This window comes from Modestobacter lacusdianchii (assembly GCF_054177765.1).
In genome coordinates this window covers 69,143-90,482 of record NZ_JBJJTJ010000004.1, presented here as the reverse complement: position 1 = coordinate 90,482, position 21,340 = coordinate 69,143, and the positions used below count along the sequence as shown (strand labels likewise).

Here is a 21,340-nt window from a genome sequence, read left to right as displayed (position 1 = left end):
CCCGTGCAGCGGGGTCAGCCGGCGAGCAGGCCGGTGAACCACTCGCGCGCCCGGGCGTTGCCCGCCGCGCCACGCTCCCGGGCCCCGGCCAGCTCCTCGGCCAGCGTGCCCGACAGCGCGTGCTCCAGGGCGGCGTCCAGGGTGGTCGGGTCGACCTCACCGGCCCGCAGCACGATCGGCCAGCCCAGCACCGCCGCCTGTGCGCTCACCTTCGCCCCACCGGCGATGGCGTCGCAGGCGATCACCGGCTTGCCGTGCGCCAGCCCGAGCACGAGGGCGTGCAGCCGCATGCTGACCACCACGTCCGCCCGGCGGATCAGCGCCTCCACCTGCAGCGGGAAGCGCTCGTGCGGCTTCTCGAACAGGTCCATGGTCAGCTCGAACCACGGGATCGCCCGGGCGCCCAACCACCCCTCGATCGCCGCCCGCACCTGGGCGGCCTGGCTGCGGTCGCCGTACTCCTCCTGCGGCGGGGCGAAGGCGACGGCCACCACGGGCACGTCCGGCGTCGTGGTGCCGATCGCCAGGTCCGGCCGGGAGACGCCCGGGGCGTCCCGCTCCCAGACCTGGTCGAACAGCGCCCGGCCGGCCTCGGAGACCACCGAGACGTTGACCGCCCAGCGCTGCGCACCGGCGAAGGCGGTGGTCAGCTCGCGCAGCAGCGGGGTGTCCGAGAGCGGACCGCTGACGAAGACGAGGTGGGTGTAGTCGGCCGGGTCGAGCTCCCGCCAGTCCGGGCCGCGCTGCAGGTAGGGCGCCCAGGCCACGTCGTGCTCGACGCCGGCCTCGGTGAGCCAGTCGACGACGACGTCGGCCCCCAGCTCGTCGCCGATGGTGGCGATCACCTCGTCGAAGCTGAACCAACCGGTGACCAGGACGCGCATGCCCCCAGCCTCTCAGGCGCCTTCCGCGCACCTGCAGCTGCCTCAGGCCCCCCGGCGACCTGTCGCCTCACGACCCAGCGGCGCCCCTGTCGCCTCACGACCCAGCGGCGGCCGTGCCCGCCTCAGGACTCGGCGGCGACCAGGTCCCGGTACTCCGGGTGCCGCTCGATCCAGCCGCGCACGAACGAGCACATCGGGACGACGGAGCCACCCTGCGCGCGGACGTCGTCCAGGGCGCTGCGGACCAGCGTGCTGCCCAGCCCGGAGTGCCCCTCGCCGCCGTCGACCTCGGTGTGGGTGAACACCACCTGGTCACCGCGGCGCTGGTAGGCGGCGACACCGAGCAGGCGGTCGCCGTCCCGGATCTCGTAGCGGCTGTCCTCGGGGGCGTTGGTGACCGTCGGCTCCATGCCCCTCCCGAACTCCCGTCCCCGCCGGGGTGTTCCCCCCGGGACGGCCCGCCGCGAGCTCGCGAACGGTGGTCCGAGGCCCCCTCGCAGGTCCCCGCCGCGAGGCGTGAGCGGCGGGGGGCGCGGGGCCCCTGCTCAGGACAGCCGGCGGGCCGCCGGCCCCGAGGTGACCGTGAGGATGCCCGGGAGGGTCAGCTCCCGCTCGCGGCAGGCCGCCACCACGGCGTCCCCGACGGCCTCGGCGTCGACGGAGCGGATCAGTGCGATGGCCGAACCGCCGAACCCGCCGCCGGTCATCCGCGCGCCCAGGGCACCGGCGGCACGGGCGGCCTCGACGACGACGTCCAGCTCCACGGCCGACACCTCGTAGTCGTCGCGCAGCGAGGTGTGCGAGCCGTCGAGCAGCGGGCCGATCTCGGCGACCCGGCCGGCCCGGACCAGCTCGACGACCTCGTCGACCCGCTGGTTCTCGGTGACCACGTGCCGGGTGCGCGCCTGCAGTCGCGGGTCGCTCAACCGCTCGACGTCGGCCGGGGTGGCGTCGCTGAGCCACTCCAGGCCGAGCTGGCGGGCCGCCTCGTCGCAGTCGGCGCGGCGCTTGGCGTACTGCCCGTCGGCCAGCGTGTGCTTGACCCGGGTGTCGATGACCATCAGCTCCAGGCCGGCCTCGGCCAGCCCGAGCTGCACCGGCTCGGTGCGGAAGTCACGGGTGTGGATGAGCAGGGCCGAGCCCTCCTCGGCCAGCAGGGCGACGGTCTGGTCCATCCCCCCGGTGCCGGCGCCGACGACCTCGTTCTCCGCCCGGATCGCGGCCTGGATCAGCAGGTGCCGCAGCTCGTCGTCGTCGGCCCGGCCGGCGAGCTCGGCGGCCGACAGCGCCACCGCCGCCTCCAGCGAGGCCGAGCTGGACAGGCCCGCACCCAGCGGCACGTCGCTGCTGACGGCCATGTCCAGGCCCGGCACGTCGACCCCGGCCTGCTGCAGCGACCACAGCGTGCCGGCGGCGTAGCCGGCCCAGCCGGACACCTGGCCGGGCCCGAGCTCGGCCAGCGCGCCCTCGAACGGCTCGGCGTCGGGGTCGGTGCTGGTGATCCGGACCCGGTCGTCGTCCCGCCGGCGCACCGCCGCCGCGGTCACCCGGGTCAGCGCCATCGGCAGGCAGCGCCCGCCGTTGTAGTCGACGTGCTCACCGATCAGGTTGACCCGCCCGGGCGCGGCCCAGACGCCGTCCGGCTCGACGCCGAAGGCGCTGCGCAACTCGGCGACCGCGAGGTCGGCCTGGTCCCGGGCGGTCACGACGCCACCTCGCGCAGCCGCTCGGCGATCCGCTCCGGGGTCGTGTCGTTGATCCAGGCGCCCATGCCCGACTCCGAGCCGGCCAGGTACTTGAGCTTGCCCGGCGCCCGCAGCAGCGAGAACAGCTGCAGGTGCAGCCGGCCCAGCTCCCGCTCCTCGCCGGTGGGCGCCTGGTGCCAGCCGGAGATGTAGGGCACCCGCTCGACACCGGGGTGGAAGCGGTTCACCCGCCGCAGCAGCTCCTGGTAGACGACGGCGAGCTCGGCCTTCTCCGCGTCGTCCAGCGCGGCGAGGTCGGGGACGTCCCGGTGCGGGGCCAGGTGCACCTCGACCGGCCAGCGGGCCGCGCGGGGCACGTAGGCGGTGAAGTGCTCACCGTCCAGCACCACCCGGGTGCCCTCGGCCCGCTCGGCGGCGAGCACGTCGGCCAGCAGGTCGCCGCCGGTCGCCTGGCGGTGCCGGCGCGCCTGCTCGAGCAGCTGCCCGGAGCGCGGCGGCACGACCGGGTAGGCGTAGACCTGCCCGTGCGGGTGGGTGAGCGTCACCCCGATCTCCTGGCCGCTGTTCTCGAACACGAACACCTCGGCCACGCCCGGCTCGGCCGAGTGCGCCGCCGTCCGCTGCGCCCATGCCTCGACGATGGTGCGCATCCGCTCGGCCGGCAGGTCGGCGACGGCGGCGTCGTGGTCGCTGGAGAAGACGACGACGTCGCAGTGCCCGTAGGCGGGCCGGTCGGCGGGGCCGAACGGCGCCGCGGGGCCGTCCTCGGCCGGGCCGACGGTCAGCGGGGCGAAGCTCGGGAACCGGTTGGCGAAGACGGCGACGTCGTACTCGCCGTCCGGCACCTCGGTGGGCCGCTCGGGGTCCCGCGTCGGGTCCAGCGGGCAGTCGGCGGCGCTGGGCAGGAACGTGCGGTTCATCCGGTGGCCGGCGATGGTCACCCACTCACCGGTCAGCACGTCGTAGCGGATCTCCCCGGCGTGCGGCGGCTCCGGCAGGGGCCGGACGTCGACGGTCTCGTGCACCGGCCCGGTGGTGGCCCGGTCGTCGAAGTAGAGGATCGGCCGGCCGTCGGCCAGGGTGCGCTCGGTGACCCGGCCGGGCCACTGCTGCGACCCGCCGCTGGCCTGTCCCGCCGTCGGTCCCGCGTCCATCCCTGTCGGTCCTCCTGTCGCCCTGCGCTGGCCGGTGCGGCCGCAGGGAGAGTCTGCACAGCCCGCCCGCACACACGGACGGAGGGCCCGGTCACCTTGACGGTGACCGGGCCCTCCGGTTGGTAGCGGGGACAGGATTTGAACCTGTGACCTCTGGGTTATGAGCCCAGCGAGCTACCGAGCTGCTCCACCCCGCGTCGCAGGGAGAACGTTACCCCACGCCTCGGACGGCGTGCAGCCGGCCCCGGACGGGTGGTGTCCCGGACCCGGTCAGAGGGCCACCGGCGGGCCCTGCCGGGCGGCCAGTGCGTCGGTCAGCAACGCGACGAGCGCCTCCAGCTGGACGTCGGCCGACGGCGAGAGCTCCTCGTCCGACCCGTCCAGGGCCCGGGCCGCCAGCCCCGCCTTGCTGTCGATCAGCTCGGCGATGCGGGCGTCCATCGTCTGGGCGGCGATGATCCGCCACGCGGTCACGGGCTCGGTCTGCCCGATCCGGTGGCTGCGGTCGATGGCCTGGGTCTGCTCGGCGTCGGTCCAGGAGAGCTCGGCCAGCACCAGGTCGGAGGCGACCTGGAGGTTCAGCCCGACACCGGCCGAGGTCAGCGAGCAGACGGCGACGGCCACCTCGGGGTCGTTGACGAAGGCGTCGATGTTCCGCTGCCGCGCCCCGGGCGTCTGGTCACCGCGGATGGAGGCGAACCGCACGCCCTGCTTGGTGAAGGTCGCCTCGGCGGTGTCCATGACGTCGATGTGCTTGGCGAAGAAGACGACCTTGCCGGCGCTGCGGGCCAGCTGCGCCGCGTAGTCGGCGGCCAGTCCGGCCTTCGCCTCACCGATGCGCCGCATCATGCTGAAGACGTTCTCCCCCGCCTTCGTCGAGGTCGAGTCCTTCAGCTCCACCCGGGCCACCCGGCGCACCAGGTCGGCGTCGATGCCCTCGACCCGCTCGTCGGCCGGGCGGTTGGCCAGCGCGGTCTCGTAGCGCTCCACCATGCGCCGGGCGAGGTCGCGCTCGGCGGCGCGGATCGACCGGCCGGCCGGGCCGTCCAGCTCGACCGGGAGGTCGGCGATGCGGCGGGCCGGGATGTCGGCGGCCACGTCCACCTTGCGGCGGCGGACGATGCCCAGGTCGATCACGCTCTGCCGCGCGGCGGGGTAGAAGCCGGGGTCGGCGGGGGTCAGCCCGGTCTCCTCGAGCGCCTCGATCAGCGCACCGAGCGGCTTGCTGTCGTCGATCCAGCCGAGGAACTGCCAGATGGCCCGGAAGTCGTCGATGTCGTTGATCAGCGGGGTGCCGGTCAGCGCCATCAGCAGCGGATCCGCGCCGCGGGCCCGGATGCGCTCGGAGAGCTCGAGGACGTGCTGCGAGCGCTGCGACGTCCGGTTCTTGATGAAGTGCGCCTCGTCGACCACCATGCCGCGGAAGCCGAAGTCGCCCAGCCACCCCACATGCCGGTCCAGCACCTCGTAGTTGACGACCACGATGTCGGCGAAGCCGTCGATCGTCTCCCCGTCACCCTGGATCACGGTGGCCCGGCGGTGCGGGGTCCACTGGCCGGCCTCGCGCGCCCAGTTGGTCTTGACCACGTTCGGCACCACGACGAGCAGCGGGTACGCCCCTGCCGCCTCGGCGGCCAGCAGTGACTGCGCCGTCTTGCCCAGGCCCGGCTCGTCGGCGAGCAGGAAGGTCCGGTGGCCCTCCGCGGCAGCCGCGACGACCTGCCCCTGGTGCGGCATCAGCTCCCGGCCCATCGGGGTGAACCGGTCGGACGGCGCCGGGAGGGCCATGCACGCCGGCGCACCGCCCCCGGCACGCTCGAAGGAGCTCAGCAGCGGGCCCAGCAGCTCCCAGCCGGCCAGCCGGCGCGGGCGGGGGGCGTCCTGCCGGGCGGCGGAGAAGTCCGGTGCCAGGAAGGGGTTCGCCATCTGCCGGGAGATCACCGACTGCGGCACCACCTGGCGCTCCGGGGCGACCGGGGCGGCGACGGGCTGCGGGGCGACGACCTCCTCGGCCGGCGCCTCCAGACCGATGTCGGCCAGCAGCTCCCGCTTCAGCGATCGTGCCGCAGCGGAGACGACGGCGTCCTCGGACAGCAGCGCGAGGAGAGCGGGGTGCCGCACGGCGGTCTTGGCGAGGATCGTCCCGATCCCGTCGAGGCGCTTGAGCTGCTCGCCCCGGCGGGCCTCGCTGAGCGTCCCGTCGGCGCGGACCCGGGTGTGCTCCTCGCGCGCCAGCAGCGCCACGACCTCGAACTTCGCGCGCACCCCGGGCGTGACCCGGCCCCGCTGGACGGCCGCCTCCACCTCACGGACCATCCGGGCGAGCGCCGAGACGACGTCGCCGTCCCGGACCCGCCGCTGGTTCCGCGGGGCGCCACGGCGAGTGGCCGTCGGGGACTGGCCTCGTCGAGCCACAGACTCCTCCTCTGAGATGCCCCGGCACGGTGGCCGTGGCGGCGATGCCGCACACGCCACCGCGACCGGGCGGTGACCGCCGCCCGGAACGGGTGACGACCCTCGCCGGAGCAGGCCTGGCTGGCCGCTCCGAGGAACTGCGCCGACCTCGGCTCCGCAAGGACCGAGCGCGCCGGGCCGATGCCCGTCCGCGCCCCGGACCGCACGCCGATGAGATCGGTCGCACCAACGGAAGCGGCCCCCACAGGTGCTGTGGGGGCCGCTTCGTCGTGGTAGCGGGGGCAGGATTTGAACCTGCGACCTCTGGGTTATGAGCCCAGCGAGCTACCGAGCTGCTCCACCCCGCGTCGGTAGGACAACCATACCGCACTCCGGAGCAGTGCCGCCGAGGGGGGGGTCACGTGCGCCACGGCGCCCGTGACCACCGCCCCGGTCAGCCGGTGGGCGACGCCGGGGCCGCCTGCCCGGTGGCGGCCTGGTACGCGTCCACCGCCGCCTGCAGGTCCTCCAGCGCCTGCCCCTGCCCGCTGAAGTCGCCGTTGCGCTGCGCCTCCGCCAGCGCCGCCAGGGCGTCGTTGATCTGGGCGACGGCCTGGTCCGCGGTGGTACCGCCACCGGCTGCGGCACCGTCGTCGGCCGGCGGCGCCGTCGGCGGGATGCTCTCGCCGGGCGTGTCGTCGGCTCCGTCGTCCTCGACGTTCTCGCTGTCCGGTGCCGCCTGCCCGGCCCCGGCACCGAAGACCTGCTCCAGTGCCTCGGCCAGGGTGTTGGCGTAGCCGATCCGGTCCTGGTAATTGACCAGCACCTTCTGCAGCAGTGGGAAGCCCCCGTCGCCGGTGCCCTGTACGTACAGCGGCTCTACATACAGCAACCCGGCATCCCCGATCGGCAAGGTCAACAGGTTGCCGTAAACCGGTTCGGAGTTGTCGCTGTCGAACAGCGTCAGGTCCGGGCGCACCTGGTTGTTCGATCGGAAGGCGTTCTGCACCTGCTGCGGCCCGCGGTACGGGGTGTTGCCCGGCAGCCGCAGCACCTGGAGCTCCCCGTAGCTCTCCGGCGCCGAGGAGGCGGAGATGAACGAGGACAGGTTGTCCCGCTGGAACGCGTTGAGCGCGCTGGTGAGCTGGAACGTCGCGTCCTCGTCACCGGGCCGCTGCGCCAGGATGTAGTACGGCGGCTGCGCCTCGTCGACGTCCTGGGTCGGGTCGTTCGGCACCTGCCACCGGTCGTTCTGGTTGTAGAAGTCGACCGGGTCGGACACGTGGTACCGGGTCAGCACGTCGCGCTGCAGCTTGAACAGGTCCTCCGGGTAGCGCACGTGGCTGATGAGCTCCTCGCTCATCTCGCTCTGCGGCTGGACCACGTCCGGGAAGGCCTTCATGTACGTCTGCAGGACCGGGTCGGGGTTGGCCTCCTGGTCCCAGGCGTACATCGTCACCGTGCCGTCGTAGGCGTCGACCGTCGCCTTGACCGAGTTCCGGATGTAGTTGAACTGGTCGTTGGGCAGCGCGGTGGTGCCGGTGCCGGTGAGCGCATCGGCAGCCGCCTCGCCCAGCTCCATCTGCTCGGCGTAGGGGTAGGCGTCGGAGGTGGTGTAGCCGTCGAGGATCCACTGCACCCGGCCGTCGATCACCGCGGGATAGGGGTCGCCGTCGACCGTGAGGAAGGGCGCGGCCTTCTCGACCCGCTCCAGCGGGTCGCGGACGTAGAGCACCTTCGACTGGTCGTTGACCGCGCCGGAGAGCAGGAAGTTCCGCTCCCGGTAGTAGATGGCGTAGGTCAGCTGCCGGAAGAAGCTGCCGATCGACACACCACCCTCGCCGTCGTAGGTCGAGTTGATCTGCCCCTCGCCCGACCCGCCCTCGGGCTGGTCGAACTCGCGCGGCGCGGTGCCCTCGGGGGCGCCGACGACGGAGTAGACGTCCTGACCGCCGACGTTGAGCAGCTCGCCGTAGTAGATGCGCGCCTGGTCGACGTCGATGTCACCGGTGGTCGGCAGGTTGCCGGTGGTGAAGTCCGGCTCGCCGCCCTCCTGGCCGGCGACCACCTGGTTGGCCGGGGCGGCGACGAACCCGTTGCCGTGGGTGTAGACGGTGTGCCGGTTGATCCAGCTGCTCTGGTTCTCGCTCAGCCCGGTCTGGTCGAGCTCGCGGACGGCGACCACGTAGTCCTGCAGCTGCCCGTCGATCTCGTACCGGTCGATGTCCAGCTTCTCCGGGAAGCCGTAGACGTTGCGGATCTGCTGGCGGGCGGTGAACGTCGCCGAGAGCACGTTCGGGTCCAGCAGCCGGGCGTTGGAGATGGTCGGCGAGTCGGCCAGCTCGGCCAGCGCCGCCTCGGTGTCCACGCTGTTGCCGGCCACGTCGCCCTCGTCGTCGGCCTGCCCCTCGGTGGTCTGCCCCTGGGCGTAGTCGACGTACTGCACGTCGGAGAGCCCGTAGGCGTCGAGGGTGGAGCTGATCGCCCGCTCGATGTAGGCCTGCTCCCGCTGGTCGGCCGAGGGCCGGACGACGAACTGCTGCACGATCGCCGGGTAGGCGACCCCGATCACCAGGCTCGAGGCGAGCAGCAGCACCAGCGCAGCCGCCGGCAGCAGGGTGTTGCGCACCAGGATGTTGGCGAAGAACGCGACCGCACAGATCGCGGCCACGACCACCAGGATGTTCTTGGCCGGCAGCAGCGCGTTGACGTCGGTGTAGGAGGCGCCGGTGAAGACGTCGCCGCGGTCGGAGTAGACGAGGGCGTACCGGTCCAGCCAGTAGGCGATCGCCTTGAGCCCGACGAACAGCCCGAGCAGCACCGACAGCTGGACCCGGGCCGCGCCGGTCAGCTTCTGCCCCGGGGTCTGCAGCCGCAGCCCGCCGAAGACGTAGTGCGTGAGCACCGACCCGATCAGGGCCAGCAGCACGATGGCGAAGCCGAAGCCCAGCGCCAGCCGGTAGAAGGGGTAGTCGAAGACGAAGAACGAGACGTCCAGCCCGAACTGCGGGTCGGTGCGCCCGAAGTCGGTGGAGTTGCGGAACTCCAGCCAGGTCTGCCAGCTGCCCTGCGCGGTGAAGCCGGCGAACAGCCCGAGCACCACGCCGATGGCGGTGAGCACCAGCTTGCGGCGGGGCTCGACCGACTGCCGGTAGCGCTCGAGGTTCTGCTGCTCCAGCGACATCGGCCGGAACGCCGGGCGGAAGCGGTACGCCAGGTACACCGCGAGGGCGACCAGCCCGCCCATGGCCAGCGCGGCGACCGCGAACAGGAGCGCGCGGGTCTGGATCTCGGTCCAGAAGACCTCGGTGAAGCCGGTCTCGTCGAACCAGAGGTAGTCGACGTAGACGTTGGTCAGTGTGCCGATGACGGTGAAGAGCACCAGCAGCGCGGCGACGACGCCGATGACCAGCTTGGCGCGCCGGGACAACGTCGGCACCGGCACGGGGGGCCGCATGGCCACGGTCGGTCTCCTGTCTTCTTGCGACTTCGAGGTGGCGCGGGCTCGGGCCCGGCCGGGGAACACGATCTCAGCGGCCCGGGGACCGCCGGTGGCGGAGGGCAGGAGCTGGGGTCCGATCTTCCAACTGTTGTCGACCGCGACGGGTTCCCAGCGCGGTCACGAGCAGGTCACGGCCGGCGGACAGCCCGGTCAGCACAGCTCCGGGGTGCGACCGGCGCGGAGGTCGGCCAGCGCCTCCAGCGCGTCGTCCAGCGTGGCCACCTCGGCCAGCGGCAGACCCGGCTGGGCGTTGGCCACCGCCTCGGCGCAGTTGTCCGCCGGCACGAGGAACAGCTCGGCGCCGATCTCCCGGGCCGAGACGAGCTTGAGCGGGATGCCGCCGATCGGGCCGACGGCGCCCTCCCCGTCGATCGTCCCGGTGCCGGCGACGACCGCGCCCGCGGTCAGGTCGGTGTCCCCGACCATGTCGATCACGCCCAGGGCGAGCATCAGCCCGGCCGAGGGGCCACCGACGTCGTCCACCTCGATGTCGACGTCGAAGGGCGCGTACGGCGTCTCGAGGATCAGCACACCCAGCGCCGACCCCTGCCCCTCGGCGGCGGCCGCCGTGGTGACGGTGGCGACGCCGGGGGTGCCCTGCCGGGTGTAGCCCACCTCCACGGGGGTGCCGGGCGGGATGCCGGCGAGCACCTCGGTGAGCGCCGCCTGGTCGGGGGTGGCGGTGCCGCCCACCGACTCCAGCGCGTCGCCGGCCTGCAGCTGCCCCTCGGCGGCCGACTCCTCGGCCAGGCCCTGGACGACGACCTTCTCCGGGTAGCCCAGCTCCGCGAACGCCGCGCCCCGCGCCGCCTGCTCGGAGGTCAGGAACGCCTGCCGGTTCGCCGCCTGCGTCTCCTCGACCGACCGGTCGGAGGGGTAGACCTGCTCGCGCGGGACGACGGTGACCTCGCTGTCGAACCATCCCTGGACCGCGCCGACGAGGGTGAGCCGGCCCTGCGGGATGCCGACGGTGGTCAAGTTGAGGTTGCCGGAGGTCTCGTTGGGCTCCCGGCCGGAGACCGTGATGATCGGCGTGCCGTCGATGTCACCCAGGGTGTTGTAGGTGGGGCCGGGCACCTGCGCGACGTAGGGGACCGGGAGCAGCGCGCCCAGCACGCCGAAGACGAGCAGCAGCACCGTCCCGGCGGCCAGGACGGTGGTCCGACGGTTCACGTTCCCTCCTCGGTGGCGGCTGGCCCCCGTCGGCCCCGCGGCCGCGGCGGGTGCACCCGTCGAACGGCGAGAGTAGGTGACCGGCGCCGGTGGCCGGTCGCCGTCGCGTTCGCCCTGGGCAGAGCCCCGGTGCCCGAACGGGCCGGTCGGAGGGCGGTCGACCCGGTCCTCCGCGTCTACGGTGGACCCATGAGCGATCTCCCCTTCGGCTTCGGCGTCCCCGACCGCGACCCGGAACGCCGCGGCGAGCCCGGCGGCCAGGGCGGCAGCGGCGCGGGCGGCACCGGACCGGGCGGCACCGGTCCCGGCGGTGCCGACCCGTTCGGCCTCGGGGCCCTCTTCGGTGCCGTCGGTGGTCCCGGTGGCGCCGGTGGCGACCCCTCGGACCTGCTGGGCAAGATGCCGCTCTTCGCCGAGCTGCAGAAGCTGATGAGCTGGTCCGGTGGCCCGGTCAACTGGGACCTCGCCCGCCAGGGTGCGATCAGCGCCCTCGCCCCGGGGCACCAGCCGACCTCGGCCGGGGAGCAGGCCGCCACCGCGGAGGCGCTGCGGCTGGCCGACCTGTGGCTGGACCAGGTGACCGAGCTGCCCTCGGGCATCGACCGCGGGCTCGCCTGGTCGCGGGTGGAGTGGGTGGAGCAGACCCTGCCGGCGTGGGCCGCCCTGATCGACCCGCTCGCCGAGCGGGTGGTCGCGGCGATGACCGGCGCGCTGCCCGCCGAGGCGGCCGCCATCGCCGGCCCGCTCGCCGGGATCATGGGCCAGATGGGCGGCGTCATGTTCGGCGCCCAGGTCGGCCAGGCGCTGGCCCGGCTCGCCGACGAGGTCGCCACCAGCACCGACGTCGGCCTCCCGCTGGGCCCGAAGGGCGCCGGCGTCCTGGTGCCGCAGAACGTCGCCGCGTTCGGGGAGGGCCTGGACCGACCCGAGGACGAGGTGCGGCTCTTCCTGGCGCTGCGCGAGGCCGCCCACCAGCGGCTGTTCGCGCACGTGCCGTGGCTGCGCCAGCAGCTCACCGACGCCGTCCACGCCTACGCCCGCGGCATCCACGTCGACCGCGAGGCGATCGAGCGGGGCCTGCAGGACGCGATGAGCGGCATGGAGGGCGGGGTCGACCCGAGCGACCCGGAGAGCATCCAGCGGCTGCTCGGCAGCGGCGTGCTGGAGCCGGAGGAGACCCCCGAGCAGCAGATGGCGCTGCGCCGGCTGGAGACGCTGCTGGCGCTGGTCGAGGGCTGGGTGGACAGCATCGTGGCGGCCGCCGCGGCCGAGCGGCTGCCCGGGCACTCCGCGCTGGCCGAGACGATGCGCCGGCGGCGGGCCTCCGGCGGCCCGGCCGAGCAGACCTTCGCCACCCTCGTGGGGCTGCAGCTGCGCCCGCGCCGGCTGCGCGACGCGAGCACGGTCTGGGGCGCGATGACCCAGCAGCACGGCGCGACCGAGCGTGACCGGCTCTGGTCGCACCCGGACCTGCTGCCCACCTCCGACGACCTGGACGAGCCGATGGACTTCGTCGCCCGACAGGGTGCGGCCGACCCGTTCGCGGAGCTGACCGACGGCCTGGAGGCACGACCGGAGGAGAGCTCGCCGGAGCAGGGCGAGGGCTCACCGGAGGACGACGGCGGCACCGCGCCCCGCGCCTGACCGCACCCCTGCAGCGGGGCCGTCACGGCCCCGCTGCAGGGTCCCGCCGCGAGCTCGCGAGTGGTGGGGAGCAGCGGAGCCCTCCTTCAGTCGACGGCGCCGGGCTCCAGGTCCGTGTCGTCCGGCCGGTCGCCCGTGGAGCCGAACTCGAACCCCTCGAGGAAGCCCAGCGCGCGCTCGGCCCGCGGGTAGGCGTGCACGAGGGCCCAGAACCGCTCGTCGTGGCTGGCCTCGAGCAGGTGGGCCAGCTCGTGCACCAGCACGTAGTCGACGACGAACTCGGGCATGCCGCGGAGCCGGCTGGACAACCGGATCGACCGGTCGGCCGGCGTGCACGAGCCCCACCGGCGGTGCTGGTTGTCGACCCACCGCACGCTGGCCGGCACGGCCCGGCCGTCGAGGTACGCCGCGGACAGCTCGCGCGCCCGGGCCATCAGGTGCTCGTCGGAGCCCAGGTTGCGCCGGCGGCGCTCCTCGCGGGTCTGCAGTTTGGCGACCATCTGGTCGACCCACCGTCGTTCCTCGGCCGGGCTGAACGCCGCCGGGATCAGGACGATGGTGCGGCCGTTCTCCCGGTAGGCCGTGACCGTCCGACGGCGACGGGCGCTGCGGCGGACCTCCACCTCCGGGGCAGGGCGGGGGGCCGTGCGCGCGGCGGGGACGGCCGTCGACGCAGCCGGCTGGCGGCGGTCAGGTCGCTGGTGCACGTGCGCACGGTAACCGGCCGCGGCACCGGCGCCCAGCGTGAGGACACCCGGTCGTGGCAGGTGCACACGGAGGGTGGACAGCGCGCCCGGCGGTGTACCCCGAACGGTGGACCGACTCCACCTCCTCCACAGGGCCAGCGGCGCGTCGGTGCAGGTCGAGGGCCCGTCGGCGACTGTCTCCGCACCGTCGTCACCAGCCGCTCCCCCGGCCGTGCACAGCGACACCCCGAGCGTTCCCCACGTGCTCCACAGGGCCGTCCACAGGGTGTGGGCGCGCGGCCGGGCGCCTGTGGACGACGCACCCGGCCGGCGGGCCGCACTGGCACGCTCCCAACGGTGACCGAGAGCCTCCACCCGCTGCTGCCCGCCGCCACCCCGGTGCTCCGGCTGGACGACGACCTCCTGCAGGTCGGCGGCGTGGACGGCGGGGCCGGGTTGCGCGTGCACCCGGCCGGCACCGACGTCGCTGCGCTGCTCCGCCGGCTCGACGGGCAGCGCCCCGAACGGGCGGTGCGGGCGCACGCGGTCGCCGACGGGCTGCCCGCGGCCGTCGTCGACGACCTGCTCGCCGGGCTGCGGGGTGCCGGGTTGCTGCACGACCTCGCCGCCGGCGACCTGCTGGCCGCCGACCCGGGCCCGGCGGCCAGGGCCCGGGCGGCGGTGGAGCTGCCGGCCGCCGTCCCTGCCCCCGGCGCAGGCGGCCGGTGGCGGGCCCGCCGGCAGAGTGCGGTCGTCGTCGAGGGCGCCACGCGGGTGGGCACCCCCCTGGCGGCCGTGCTGGCGGCCAGCGGCGTCGGCCGGGTGCACGTCCGCGACCGCGGGCCGACCCGCGCCGGCGACGCGGTGGTCGGAGGCGCCGCCGCCGGCGACGAGGGCCGCCCGCGGGCCCTGGCCGCAGCCGACGCCGTCCGCCGGGCGAGCCCGCTGACCGACCTCCGCCCACTGCCCGCCGGCGCGACCGTCGACCTGGTGGTGCTGTGCCGGCCGTGGGCGGCCGCCGACCCGCTCACCGCCGCGCTGCACCAGGACGGGACCCCGCACCTGGTGGCCACGGTGCGCGGGGAGACCGGGATCGTCGGCCCGCTCGTGGTGCCCGGTGGCGAGGGCGGCTGCCTGCGGTGCGCCGACGCCTGGCGGCGGGACGACGACCCGGCCTGGCCCCGGCTGGCGGCCCAGCTCGCCGCAGCCGACCCGGCGCCCTCCGGCTCCACCCTCACCGCGCTGTTCACCGCCCTCACCGCGGCGGTGCAGGTGCTCGCCCACCTGGACGGCGACGACGGCCCGGTGACCGTGGGCGGCACCCTCGAGCTGCGCTCCCCCGAGTTCCTCCCCCGGCTCCGCCGCTGGCCGGCCCACCCGGACTGCGCCTGCGGTGCCGCCCGGCGGGCCACCCCCGGTCCGGAGGCCCACCCGTGACCGCCCGGGCGAGACCTGCTGGGTTCGTCCGGGGCGCCCGGCGCCCGCAGAGGGGACAATGGGGTGGTGAGTGACACCGGGCGGGACATCCCACGGGGGGCGGTGTCCCGAACGGCCCGGCTGGCCGCCCTGCCGTTGGGCGCCGCGGGGCGGGCCACCCTCGGCATCGGCAAGCGGCTGTCCGGCCGGCCGGCCGAGGAGGTCGACGCCGAGCTCCAGCAGCGCACCGCCGAGCAGCTCTTCGCCGTCCTCGGGCAGCTGAAGGGCGGGGCGATGAAGCTCGGCCAGCAACTGTCGATCTTCGAGGCCGCGGTACCCGAGGAGGTCGCCGGCCCGTACCGCGAGGCACTGGTCAAGCTGCAGGAGGCCGCGCCACCGATGCCGGTGCGCACCGTGCACGCGGTGCTCGCCCAGCAGCTGGGCGGCCGGTGGCGGGAGCGGTTCCGGGAGTTCGACGACACACCCGCCGCAGCGGCCAGCATCGGCCAGGTGCACCGGGCGACCTGGCGGGACGGCCGGGACGTGGCGGTCAAGATCCAGTACCCGGGTGCCGGCACCGCGCTGATGGCCGACCTCAACCAGCTCGCCCGGTTCGCTCGGATGTTCGCGGTGCTCTTCCCGGGCATGGAGGTCAAGCCGCTGATCGCCGAGCTCAAGGCCCGGGCGGAGGAGGAGCTGGACTACGGGCTGGAGGCCGACGCCCAGCGGGGCTTCGCGGCCGCCTACGCCGACGACGACCAGATCGTCGTCCCGCGCGTGGTGGCCAGCGCACCGAAGGTCATCGTCTCGGAGTGGCTGGAGGGCACGCCACTGTCGCGGGTCATCGCCTCGGGCAGCCGGGAGCAGCGCGACCGGGCCGGGCTGCTGATGGCGGTGCTGCACTTCTCCGGCCCCCAGCGCGCCGGGCTGCTGCACGCCGACCCGCACCCCGGCAACTTCCGCCTGCTGCCCGACGGCCGGCTGGGGGTCATCGACTTCGGCGCCACCGCGCGGTTGCCCGACGGCCTCCCGGAGCCGATCGGGCGGCTGGTGAACTGGGCGCTGGACGGCCGGGCGGAAGACGTGCTCACCGACCTGCGCGCCGAGGGCTTCGTCCGCCGGTCGGTCGAGGTGGACGCCCAGGCGGTGCTGGACTTCCTGCTGCCCTTCCTCGCCCCGGTCGCCGCGCCCGCGTTCCGGTTCACGCGGGCCTGGATGCAGGAGCAGGCCAACCGGCTCGGCGACCCGCGCAGCGAGGCCAGCCAGCTGGGCCGGCAGCTCAACCTGCCGCCGTCCTACCTGTTGATCCACCGGGTGACCATCGGGTCGATCGGTGTGCTCTGCCAGCTCGACGCCGAGGCGCCCTACCGGGGCGTCTGCGAGGAGTGGCTGCCGGGCTTCGCCGGCTGACCGGCGGCCGGCTGCCGGCCAGCCGTGGTGTCCGCTCCGACCGGGCGCCGGTGGCGCCGCGGTCGGAGCGGGGTGCGGCCGGAGCCGCAGGGTGCTGCTGTCCGGTGCGGACGGCTCACGCCGCGCTCACCAGACGGCGGAGCTGGCGCGAGCGGCACGCTGCGACGCCCGCTCGGCCCGGCGGGCCCAGCGCCGGGCGCTGATCAGCCGCCGGGCCCGGGCGGCCGCGTCGGCCTCCGCCATCCGTCGGGACATGTGGGCGTGGGCCAGGTCCTGGTCCAACAGGTTCATCGCGGTTCCTCCGGGGTCGGCGGCACCGGGTGGTGGTGCCGACTGGTGGTGCATCGGGTGGTGGGGCGTCCGGCGCCTCGCCGTCGGGTGGTGGGGCGCCGGACGCCGGTCCTGCTCGGGCGGGGTCTCATGCCGCCTCCTCGGTGCGGACCTTCGGCGGCCGCCCCCGGGGGCGCTTGCGGGCGATCACGACGCCGCGGTCGAAGATCTCCCCGCCCCAGACGCCCCAGGGCTCGGCGCGGTCGAGCGCCCCGGCCAGGCAGGCCGACCGGACGGGGCACTCGGCGCAGTGCGCCTTGGCCTGCTCGAGCTGAGCCGGGCTCTCGGCGAACCACAGGTCCGGGTCCTGGACCCGGCAGGGCAGCGCACGCCGGACGACCGCCTGCGCCGCCGGCTGGTGGGACACGTGCGTGCGGTCGAACCCGACGCGACGCGACGTCGCGGGGTCGATCGTGGTCTGCACGGCCGCTCCTCCTCTTCCTTCGTCTCTTCGACCGGTCGACGGGGGGCCCGCCGACCGGGTGGTCGGGGTGGGTCCGCAGAGTCAGGCCGGAAAAGACTGAGGCCGCGGTTCCCGGTGTCCGGGTTCCGCGGCCTCGAGGAGGACCAGCTGAGCTGTGGCTAGCTCAGTGGGTCTTCCGGGGGCAGGTCACCCGGGGTGGTGCTGGTGTGCCGAGCAGGGGCGCCGGCGAAGGCGTTGCCCTTCAGGGCGGTGGTCTGGACGGACGGCTGGGCATCGGTGCCGATGGGCGCACCGGTGGCGAGGAAGCCGGTCGTGCCGGCGGCGGCGGTCAGGCCGCGCAGACGGACGGTGGTGGCCGACCCGGCGATGGACAGACCGGTGCCGTTCCACGGAGCGGCGTAGGGCGCCATCAGGGCGACCCGGTCGGCCGGGAGGGAGCAGCGCAGGCCGACGGCCGGCGAGGTCACGGTGCTCACGCCGGCGATGGTCATGTCGGTGCTGTTCACGGAGCCCCTCCTTCCGGGGTCGGAGCCCGGCCTGCCGGCCGGTCTCCCTGCGAGTGCTGCTCGGGACGTGCGGTCGTGCTGCAGTGCGGGACGTGCTGACTGCTCACGGTCCGTGCTGCGTCCTGGGTCACCCCCAGGCGGTGATGCGAAGGCTAGGGGGTGCGCCGGAGGGGGGTCAAACGAATTAGCAGACTTTCCTGAGAAAGTGTGTCTGCGCTGGTCGACGGCCCGTCAGGCCTCGATGGTCGCGATGACCTCGGCCCCGTACAGCTCGAGCTTGCGGGCACCCACCCCGGGCAGCGCCGAGAGCTCACGCACCGTCGTCGGGCGCGCCTCGGCGATCGACTGCAGGGTGGCGTCGGTGAAGACGACGTAGGCCGGCACGGACGCCGCCTGCGCGGTCGCGCTCCGCCAGGCGCGCAGCCGGTCGAAGAGCTCGCCCGCCTCCCCCTCCAGGACCACCTTCGGGCGCTGGGCCGGGCGGCGGGGAGCCGCGGCGGCGTCCGGGGCGAGGCCGTCGAGGAACCGGCTGCGGGGGCGGGAGCGCCGCCCACCGGGGCTGCGGGCCAGCGACCAGGACAGCGTGAGCTGCTCGCGGGCGCGGGTGACCGCCACGTACAGCAGTCGGCGCTCCTCCTCGACCGCCTCCGGCCGGGACTGTGACTGGGCGATCGGCACGACCCCGTCGACCAGGCCGACGACGAAGACCGCGTCCCACTCGAGGCCCTTCGCCGCGTGCATGGAGGCCAGGGTGACGCCCTGCACGGTCGGGGCGTGCTGCGCGTTGGCCCGCTCGGCCAGGTGGGCGACGAACCCCGTCAGGTCGAGGGTGGGCTGCTCGGCGACCAGGTCGACCGCGAGGTCGACCAGCGCGGCCAGCGACTGCCAGCGGTCGCGGGCCGCCCCACCCGGCGGCGGCCGGTGCTCGACCCAGCCGGTCGAGGCGAGCACGTCCCGGACCGCGGGCACCAGCGCACCCGGGTCGTTGCCACCGGCGGCCGCGCCCCGCAGCAGCAGCACCGCCTCGCGCACCTCGGGCCGCTCGAAGAACCGCTCCCCGCCCTTGAGGACGTAGGGCACGCCGGCGTCGGCCAGCGCCGACTCGTAGACCTGGGACTGGGCGTTGATCCGGAACAGCACGGCGATCTCGCTCGCCGGGAGGCCGCCGTCGATCAGCTCCCGGCAGGCGCGGGCGACCGCCGCCGCCTCGGCCGGCTCGTCGGGGTGCTCCACGAACCGGGGCGCCGGCCCCTCGGCCCGCTGACCGAGCAGCCGCAGGCCGGGCAGGCCCCTGCGTGGTGGCGCCTGCCCGATCAGCTTGTTGGCCAGGCCGACCACCTGCGGGGTGGACCGGTAGTCGCGCTCGAGCTTGACCACCTCCGCGTCGCCGTAGCGGTCGGCGAAGCCCAGCAGGTACTCGGGATCGGCACCGGTGAAGGAGTAGATGGTCTGGTTCGGGTCGCCGACCACGCAGACCTCGGCGCGGCCGCCGAGCCAGGCGTCGAGCAGCCGCTGCTGCAGGGGGTTGACGTCCTGGTACTCGTCGACGACGAAGTGCCGGTACTGCGCGCGCACCTCGCGGGCCACGTCGGGGTGCTCCTCGATGGCGTAGGCGGTGACCAGCAGCAGGTCCTCGAAGTCCAGCGCACCGTCGCGGGACTTGGCCTCCTCGTAGCTCTGGTAGACCGCCGCGACCGCGCTGGCGTCGAAGGGCAGGTCCCGGCCGGCCCGGGCGGCGCGGGCCGGGTACTCCTCCGGGGTGGCCAGCGTGGTCTTGGCCCACTCGATCTCGCTGGCCAGGTCGCGCAGGCTGGTGCGGTCGGTGGTCAGCCGGTTGCGGGTGGCGGCACCGGCGACGACCCGCAGCTTGTTCTCGATCAGCTCGGGCATCGGACCGCCCAGCACCCGGGGGGCGAAGTAGCGCAGCTGCCGCATCGCCGCGGCGTGGAAGGTGCGGGCCTGCACGCCGCCGACGCCCAGCGCCGACAGCCGCCCGCGCAGCTCACCCGCCGCCCGTGCCGTGAAGGTCACCGCGAGCACCTGCTCGGGCACGTACTCCCCCACGTGCACGCCGTAGGCGATCCGGTGGGTGATGGTGCGGGTCTTGCCGGTGCCGGCGCCGGCGAGGATGCAGACCGGCCCGCGCACCGCCTCCGCGGCGGCCCGCTGCTGCTCGTCCAGCCCGGCGAGCACGGCCTCGGCCCCCGCCGCCCCCTCGACACCGGACTGCTCCACGACCCGCGACGTCCCCACGTCGAGGAGTCTCCCAGCCCGCGCCGACAGGACGGGGAAGGATCCCCAGGGGCACGGCGTTGGCCCTCCGGCACCCCCGGACGACGGGCCGCCCCTCCCCGGGTGGCCCACCCGGGGACGGACGAGAGAGGATCCCCCCGATGAGCGCTCCAGCACCCGCAGTGACGATGTACACCACCAACTGGTGTGGCTACTGCAACCGGCTCAAGAAGCTGATGCAGCGTGACGGCATCGACTACGCCGAGGTCAACATCGAGGTCGAGGAGGGTGCTGCCGAGGTGGTCATGAAGGCCAACGGCGGCAACCGCACGGTGCCCACGCTGGTCTTCGCCGACGGCAGCGCGCTCACCAACCCCAGCATCGACCAGGTCAAGGCCCAGCTCGCGCAGCTCCCGGGCGCGTGATCCCGGGTCCGCGGCCCCCGGCGGGCGGTTCCTGCCCACCGGGCGGCTGCGGCGACCCTCCCGGCGACGCCCCACCGGTCTCCGGGGAGGGTGCGATGGGCCCCGCCGACGACGACGAGTCCGGCCCGGCCGCCCGGCCGGTCGTCGTCCGGTTGCCCACCGGCGTGCTGCGCGGCCCTTCCGGCGACAGCGCGGTCGTGGTCGCCCGCACGGCGGGCGGGTGGACGGTGCTGGCCGTCGGACCGGAGGAGACCTCGGGCCGCCTCCCCGAGGGGGGCGCGCTGCCCCTGGTCGAGGCGTTGTCGCTGGCCGACCTCGTGGCCGGTGAGCTGGGGGCCACCCCCGAACCGGACCGCCAGGCCCGCCGGGCAGCCCGCAACGGCACCCCCGCTGCTCCCGACGAGCCGGCACCCGATCCGCGGGACGCCGAGCTGGCGGCGCTGCGCCGCACCGTGGCCCAGCTCGAGCACGCGCTCGCCGCCCGGGTGTCCATCGAGCGCGCCATCGGGGTGCTCGCCGAGCGGCACGGCCGCACACCGCGTGAGGCCTTCGAGGAGCTGCGCAGACAGGCCAGGTCGCAGGGACGCCCGGCCGCCGACCTGGCCGCCGAGGTGCTCGACGGGCTGAGCAGCTCCACCGCCCTGCCGGACCGGCGCACGGCACCGGGAGCAGCCGACGAGCCGACGTCCGCCCCCCGGGCCACCGGCCAACCCGGGGCCCGCCGGGTCCAGCGCGCCCCGCGGCACCCGTCCAGCGAGGACACCGCCCCCGAGGTGCACCGCTGACCTCCCCGCTCCCGCTCTCCCCCGCCGCGCTCGCCGACCGGCTGGCCGAGCTGATCGCCGCCGTCCCGGCCGAACCCGGAGCCGCCGCGCTGCGGGTGGCCGTGGACGGCCCGGAGCTGCCCGGGGCGCCAGGGGCGACCGGGCCGCTCACCGTGGCACGGGCGCTGGCCGAGCGGCTGCCCGCGCTGAGCCGCCCGGCGGTCGTCGTCCCGGCCGAGGGCTTCTACCGTCCGGCGTCCCTGCGCCTGGAGCACGGGCGCACCGACCCCGACGCCCGGTACACCGACTGGCTGGACGCCGGCGCGCTCGCCCGCGAGGTGCTCGACCGCTGCGGCCCCCGGGGGACGGGTGAGTACCTGCCGGCGCTGTGGGACCTCGAACGGGACCGCGCTGCCCGCCTGCCGCACCGTCCCGCCCCGGCCGGTGGGGTGCTGCTGGTGCCCGGCTCGCTGCTGCAGGGGCTGGGCCTGGCCTTCGACGTCGTCGTCCACCTGCGGGTGAGCCCGGCTGCGCGCCGGCGCCGGGTGCCCGCGGACCGGGCGTGGGAGCTGCCGGCCTTCGACCGCTACGACGACGAGGTCGACCCGACCGCCCTGGCCGACGCGGTGGTGCTCGCCGACCACGCCGACCGCCCGGCCCTCGTGCTGCAGGGCCGCTGGGCCTGAGCGC

The 21,340-nt window shown here is 75.0% G+C and carries 18 protein-coding genes and 2 tRNA genes; 6 read left to right on the top strand and 14 right to left on the bottom strand.

Going from position 1 to position 21,340, the window contains the following annotated elements; translation table 11 throughout:
* Positions 1 to 14 precede the first annotated feature (14 nt).
* From ACJTNH_RS04075 to ACJTNH_RS04035, 9 genes are all read right to left on the bottom strand, one after another.
* Positions 15 to 884 carry a polysaccharide pyruvyl transferase family protein gene (locus tag ACJTNH_RS04075; protein ID WP_458172993.1) on the bottom strand — a complete coding sequence of 290 codons (870 nt, stop codon included), beginning with the start codon at positions 882 to 884 and terminating at the stop codon, positions 15 to 17.
* A 122-nt stretch (positions 885 to 1,006) separates the two neighbouring features.
* Positions 1,007 to 1,294, bottom strand: a complete 288-nt coding sequence (locus tag ACJTNH_RS04070; protein ID WP_458172992.1) for a GNAT family N-acetyltransferase — start codon at positions 1,292 to 1,294, stop codon at positions 1,007 to 1,009.
* Between the two features lie 135 nt (positions 1,295 to 1,429).
* Positions 1,430 to 2,590 (bottom strand): galactokinase, encoded by a 1,161-nt coding sequence (galK, locus tag ACJTNH_RS04065; protein WP_458172991.1) that lies wholly within the window; start codon positions 2,588 to 2,590, stop codon positions 1,430 to 1,432.
* On the bottom strand, positions 2,587 to 3,744 hold the full coding sequence (gene galT, locus ACJTNH_RS04060; protein WP_458172990.1) for a galactose-1-phosphate uridylyltransferase: 1,158 nt from the start codon (positions 3,742 to 3,744) through the stop codon (positions 2,587 to 2,589). The genes galK and galT overlap by 4 nt, the downstream gene beginning before the upstream one ends.
* Positions 3,745 to 3,864: 120 nt before the next feature.
* A tRNA-Met gene (locus ACJTNH_RS04055) sits at positions 3,865 to 3,941 on the bottom strand.
* 73 nt (positions 3,942 to 4,014) lie between these two features.
* Positions 4,015 to 6,159 (bottom strand): DEAD/DEAH box helicase, encoded by a 2,145-nt coding sequence (locus ACJTNH_RS04050; protein ID WP_458172989.1) that lies wholly within the window; start codon positions 6,157 to 6,159, stop codon positions 4,015 to 4,017.
* A gap of 270 nt (positions 6,160 to 6,429) precedes the next feature.
* Positions 6,430 to 6,506 (bottom strand) — tRNA-Met (locus ACJTNH_RS04045).
* A gap of 86 nt (positions 6,507 to 6,592) precedes the next feature.
* On the bottom strand, positions 6,593 to 9,595 hold the full coding sequence (locus ACJTNH_RS04040) for a UPF0182 family membrane protein (RefSeq protein ID WP_458173103.1): 3,003 nt from the start codon (positions 9,593 to 9,595) through the stop codon (positions 6,593 to 6,595).
* Between the two features lie 195 nt (positions 9,596 to 9,790).
* The gene (locus ACJTNH_RS04035) at positions 9,791 to 10,813 is read right to left on the bottom strand and encodes a YlbL family protein (RefSeq protein WP_458172988.1); all 1,023 of its coding nucleotides are present in this window, start codon (positions 10,811 to 10,813) and stop codon (positions 9,791 to 9,793) included.
* Between the two features lie 189 nt (positions 10,814 to 11,002).
* Here ACJTNH_RS04035 and ACJTNH_RS04030 point away from each other — a divergent pair, with 189 nt between their 5' ends.
* The gene (locus ACJTNH_RS04030; RefSeq protein WP_458172987.1) at positions 11,003 to 12,457 is read left to right on the top strand and encodes a zinc-dependent metalloprotease; all 1,455 of its coding nucleotides are present in this window, start codon (positions 11,003 to 11,005) and stop codon (positions 12,455 to 12,457) included.
* Between the two features lie 86 nt (positions 12,458 to 12,543).
* Here ACJTNH_RS04030 and ACJTNH_RS04025 read toward each other — a convergent pair whose 3' ends face one another.
* Positions 12,544 to 13,164 carry a M48 metallopeptidase family protein gene (locus tag ACJTNH_RS04025; protein ID WP_458172986.1) on the bottom strand — a complete coding sequence of 207 codons (621 nt, stop codon included), beginning with the start codon at positions 13,162 to 13,164 and terminating at the stop codon, positions 12,544 to 12,546.
* Positions 13,165 to 13,500: 336 nt separating this feature from the next.
* Here ACJTNH_RS04025 and ACJTNH_RS04020 point away from each other — a divergent pair, with 336 nt between their 5' ends.
* Entirely contained in the window at positions 13,501 to 14,580 is a 1,080-nt protein-coding gene (locus ACJTNH_RS04020) for a ThiF family adenylyltransferase (RefSeq protein ID WP_458172985.1), read from the top strand.
* 66 nt (positions 14,581 to 14,646) lie between these two features.
* Positions 14,647 to 15,969, top strand: a complete 1,323-nt coding sequence (locus tag ACJTNH_RS04015) for an ABC1 kinase family protein (protein ID WP_458172984.1) — start codon at positions 14,647 to 14,649, stop codon at positions 15,967 to 15,969.
* Between the two features lie 126 nt (positions 15,970 to 16,095).
* On the opposite strand, the gene ACJTNH_RS04010 is transcribed toward ACJTNH_RS04015, so the two are convergent.
* The 4 genes from ACJTNH_RS04010 to ACJTNH_RS03995 all read right to left on the bottom strand — a co-directional run bounded on the left by ACJTNH_RS04010 (position 16,096) and on the right by ACJTNH_RS03995 (position 19,482).
* A complete protein-coding gene (locus ACJTNH_RS04010) occupies positions 16,096 to 16,260 on the bottom strand; it encodes a hypothetical protein (protein WP_222194043.1) in 165 nt (54 codons plus the stop codon).
* Between the two features lie 127 nt (positions 16,261 to 16,387).
* Positions 16,388 to 16,723 carry a WhiB family transcriptional regulator gene (locus tag ACJTNH_RS04005; RefSeq protein ID WP_458172983.1) on the bottom strand — a complete coding sequence of 112 codons (336 nt, stop codon included), beginning with the start codon at positions 16,721 to 16,723 and terminating at the stop codon, positions 16,388 to 16,390.
* Between the two features lie 158 nt (positions 16,724 to 16,881).
* Positions 16,882 to 17,229 carry a hypothetical protein gene (locus ACJTNH_RS04000; protein WP_458172982.1) on the bottom strand — a complete coding sequence of 116 codons (348 nt, stop codon included), beginning with the start codon at positions 17,227 to 17,229 and terminating at the stop codon, positions 16,882 to 16,884.
* A 231-nt stretch (positions 17,230 to 17,460) separates the two neighbouring features.
* Positions 17,461 to 19,482, bottom strand: coding sequence for an ATP-dependent DNA helicase UvrD2 (locus tag ACJTNH_RS03995; protein ID WP_458172981.1), 2,022 nt, complete (start codon positions 19,480 to 19,482; stop codon positions 17,461 to 17,463).
* A gap of 140 nt (positions 19,483 to 19,622) precedes the next feature.
* Here ACJTNH_RS03995 and ACJTNH_RS03990 point away from each other — a divergent pair, with 140 nt between their 5' ends.
* From ACJTNH_RS03990 to ACJTNH_RS03980, 3 genes are all read left to right on the top strand, one after another.
* Positions 19,623 to 19,886: a mycoredoxin gene (locus tag ACJTNH_RS03990; RefSeq protein WP_458172980.1), complete on the top strand. Its 264-nt coding sequence runs from the start codon at positions 19,623 to 19,625 to the stop codon at positions 19,884 to 19,886.
* A 95-nt stretch (positions 19,887 to 19,981) separates the two neighbouring features.
* The gene (locus tag ACJTNH_RS03985) at positions 19,982 to 20,671 is read left to right on the top strand and encodes an ANTAR domain-containing protein (protein ID WP_458172979.1); all 690 of its coding nucleotides are present in this window, start codon (positions 19,982 to 19,984) and stop codon (positions 20,669 to 20,671) included.
* Between the two features lie 101 nt (positions 20,672 to 20,772).
* On the top strand, positions 20,773 to 21,336 hold the full coding sequence (locus tag ACJTNH_RS03980) for a uridine kinase (RefSeq protein ID WP_458172978.1): 564 nt from the start codon (positions 20,773 to 20,775) through the stop codon (positions 21,334 to 21,336).
* The last annotated feature ends 4 nt before the right edge of the window (positions 21,337 to 21,340 follow it).

Bases quoted from the DNA above. Each gene is read 5' to 3' on its own strand.
- ACJTNH_RS03990 (WP_458172980.1), top strand. From the start codon at position 19,623: ATGAGCGCTCCAGCACCCGCAGTGACGATGTACACCACCAACTGGTGT.
- ACJTNH_RS04010 (WP_222194043.1), bottom strand. From the start codon at position 16,260: ATGAACCTGTTGGACCAGGACCTGGCCCACGCCCACATGTCCCGACGG.
- ACJTNH_RS04070 (WP_458172992.1), bottom strand. From the start codon at position 1,294: ATGGAGCCGACGGTCACCAACGCCCCCGAGGACAGCCGCTACGAGATC.
- galT (WP_458172990.1), bottom strand. From the start codon at position 3,744: ATGGACGCGGGACCGACGGCGGGACAGGCCAGCGGCGGGTCGCAGCAG.
- ACJTNH_RS04030 (WP_458172987.1), top strand. From the start codon at position 11,003: ATGAGCGATCTCCCCTTCGGCTTCGGCGTCCCCGACCGCGACCCGGAA.
- ACJTNH_RS04040 (WP_458173103.1), bottom strand. From the start codon at position 9,595: ATGCGGCCCCCCGTGCCGGTGCCGACGTTGTCCCGGCGCGCCAAGCTG.
- ACJTNH_RS04075 (WP_458172993.1), bottom strand. From the start codon at position 884: ATGCGCGTCCTGGTCACCGGTTGGTTCAGCTTCGACGAGGTGATCGCC.
- ACJTNH_RS03985 (WP_458172979.1), top strand. From the start codon at position 19,982: ATGGGCCCCGCCGACGACGACGAGTCCGGCCCGGCCGCCCGGCCGGTC.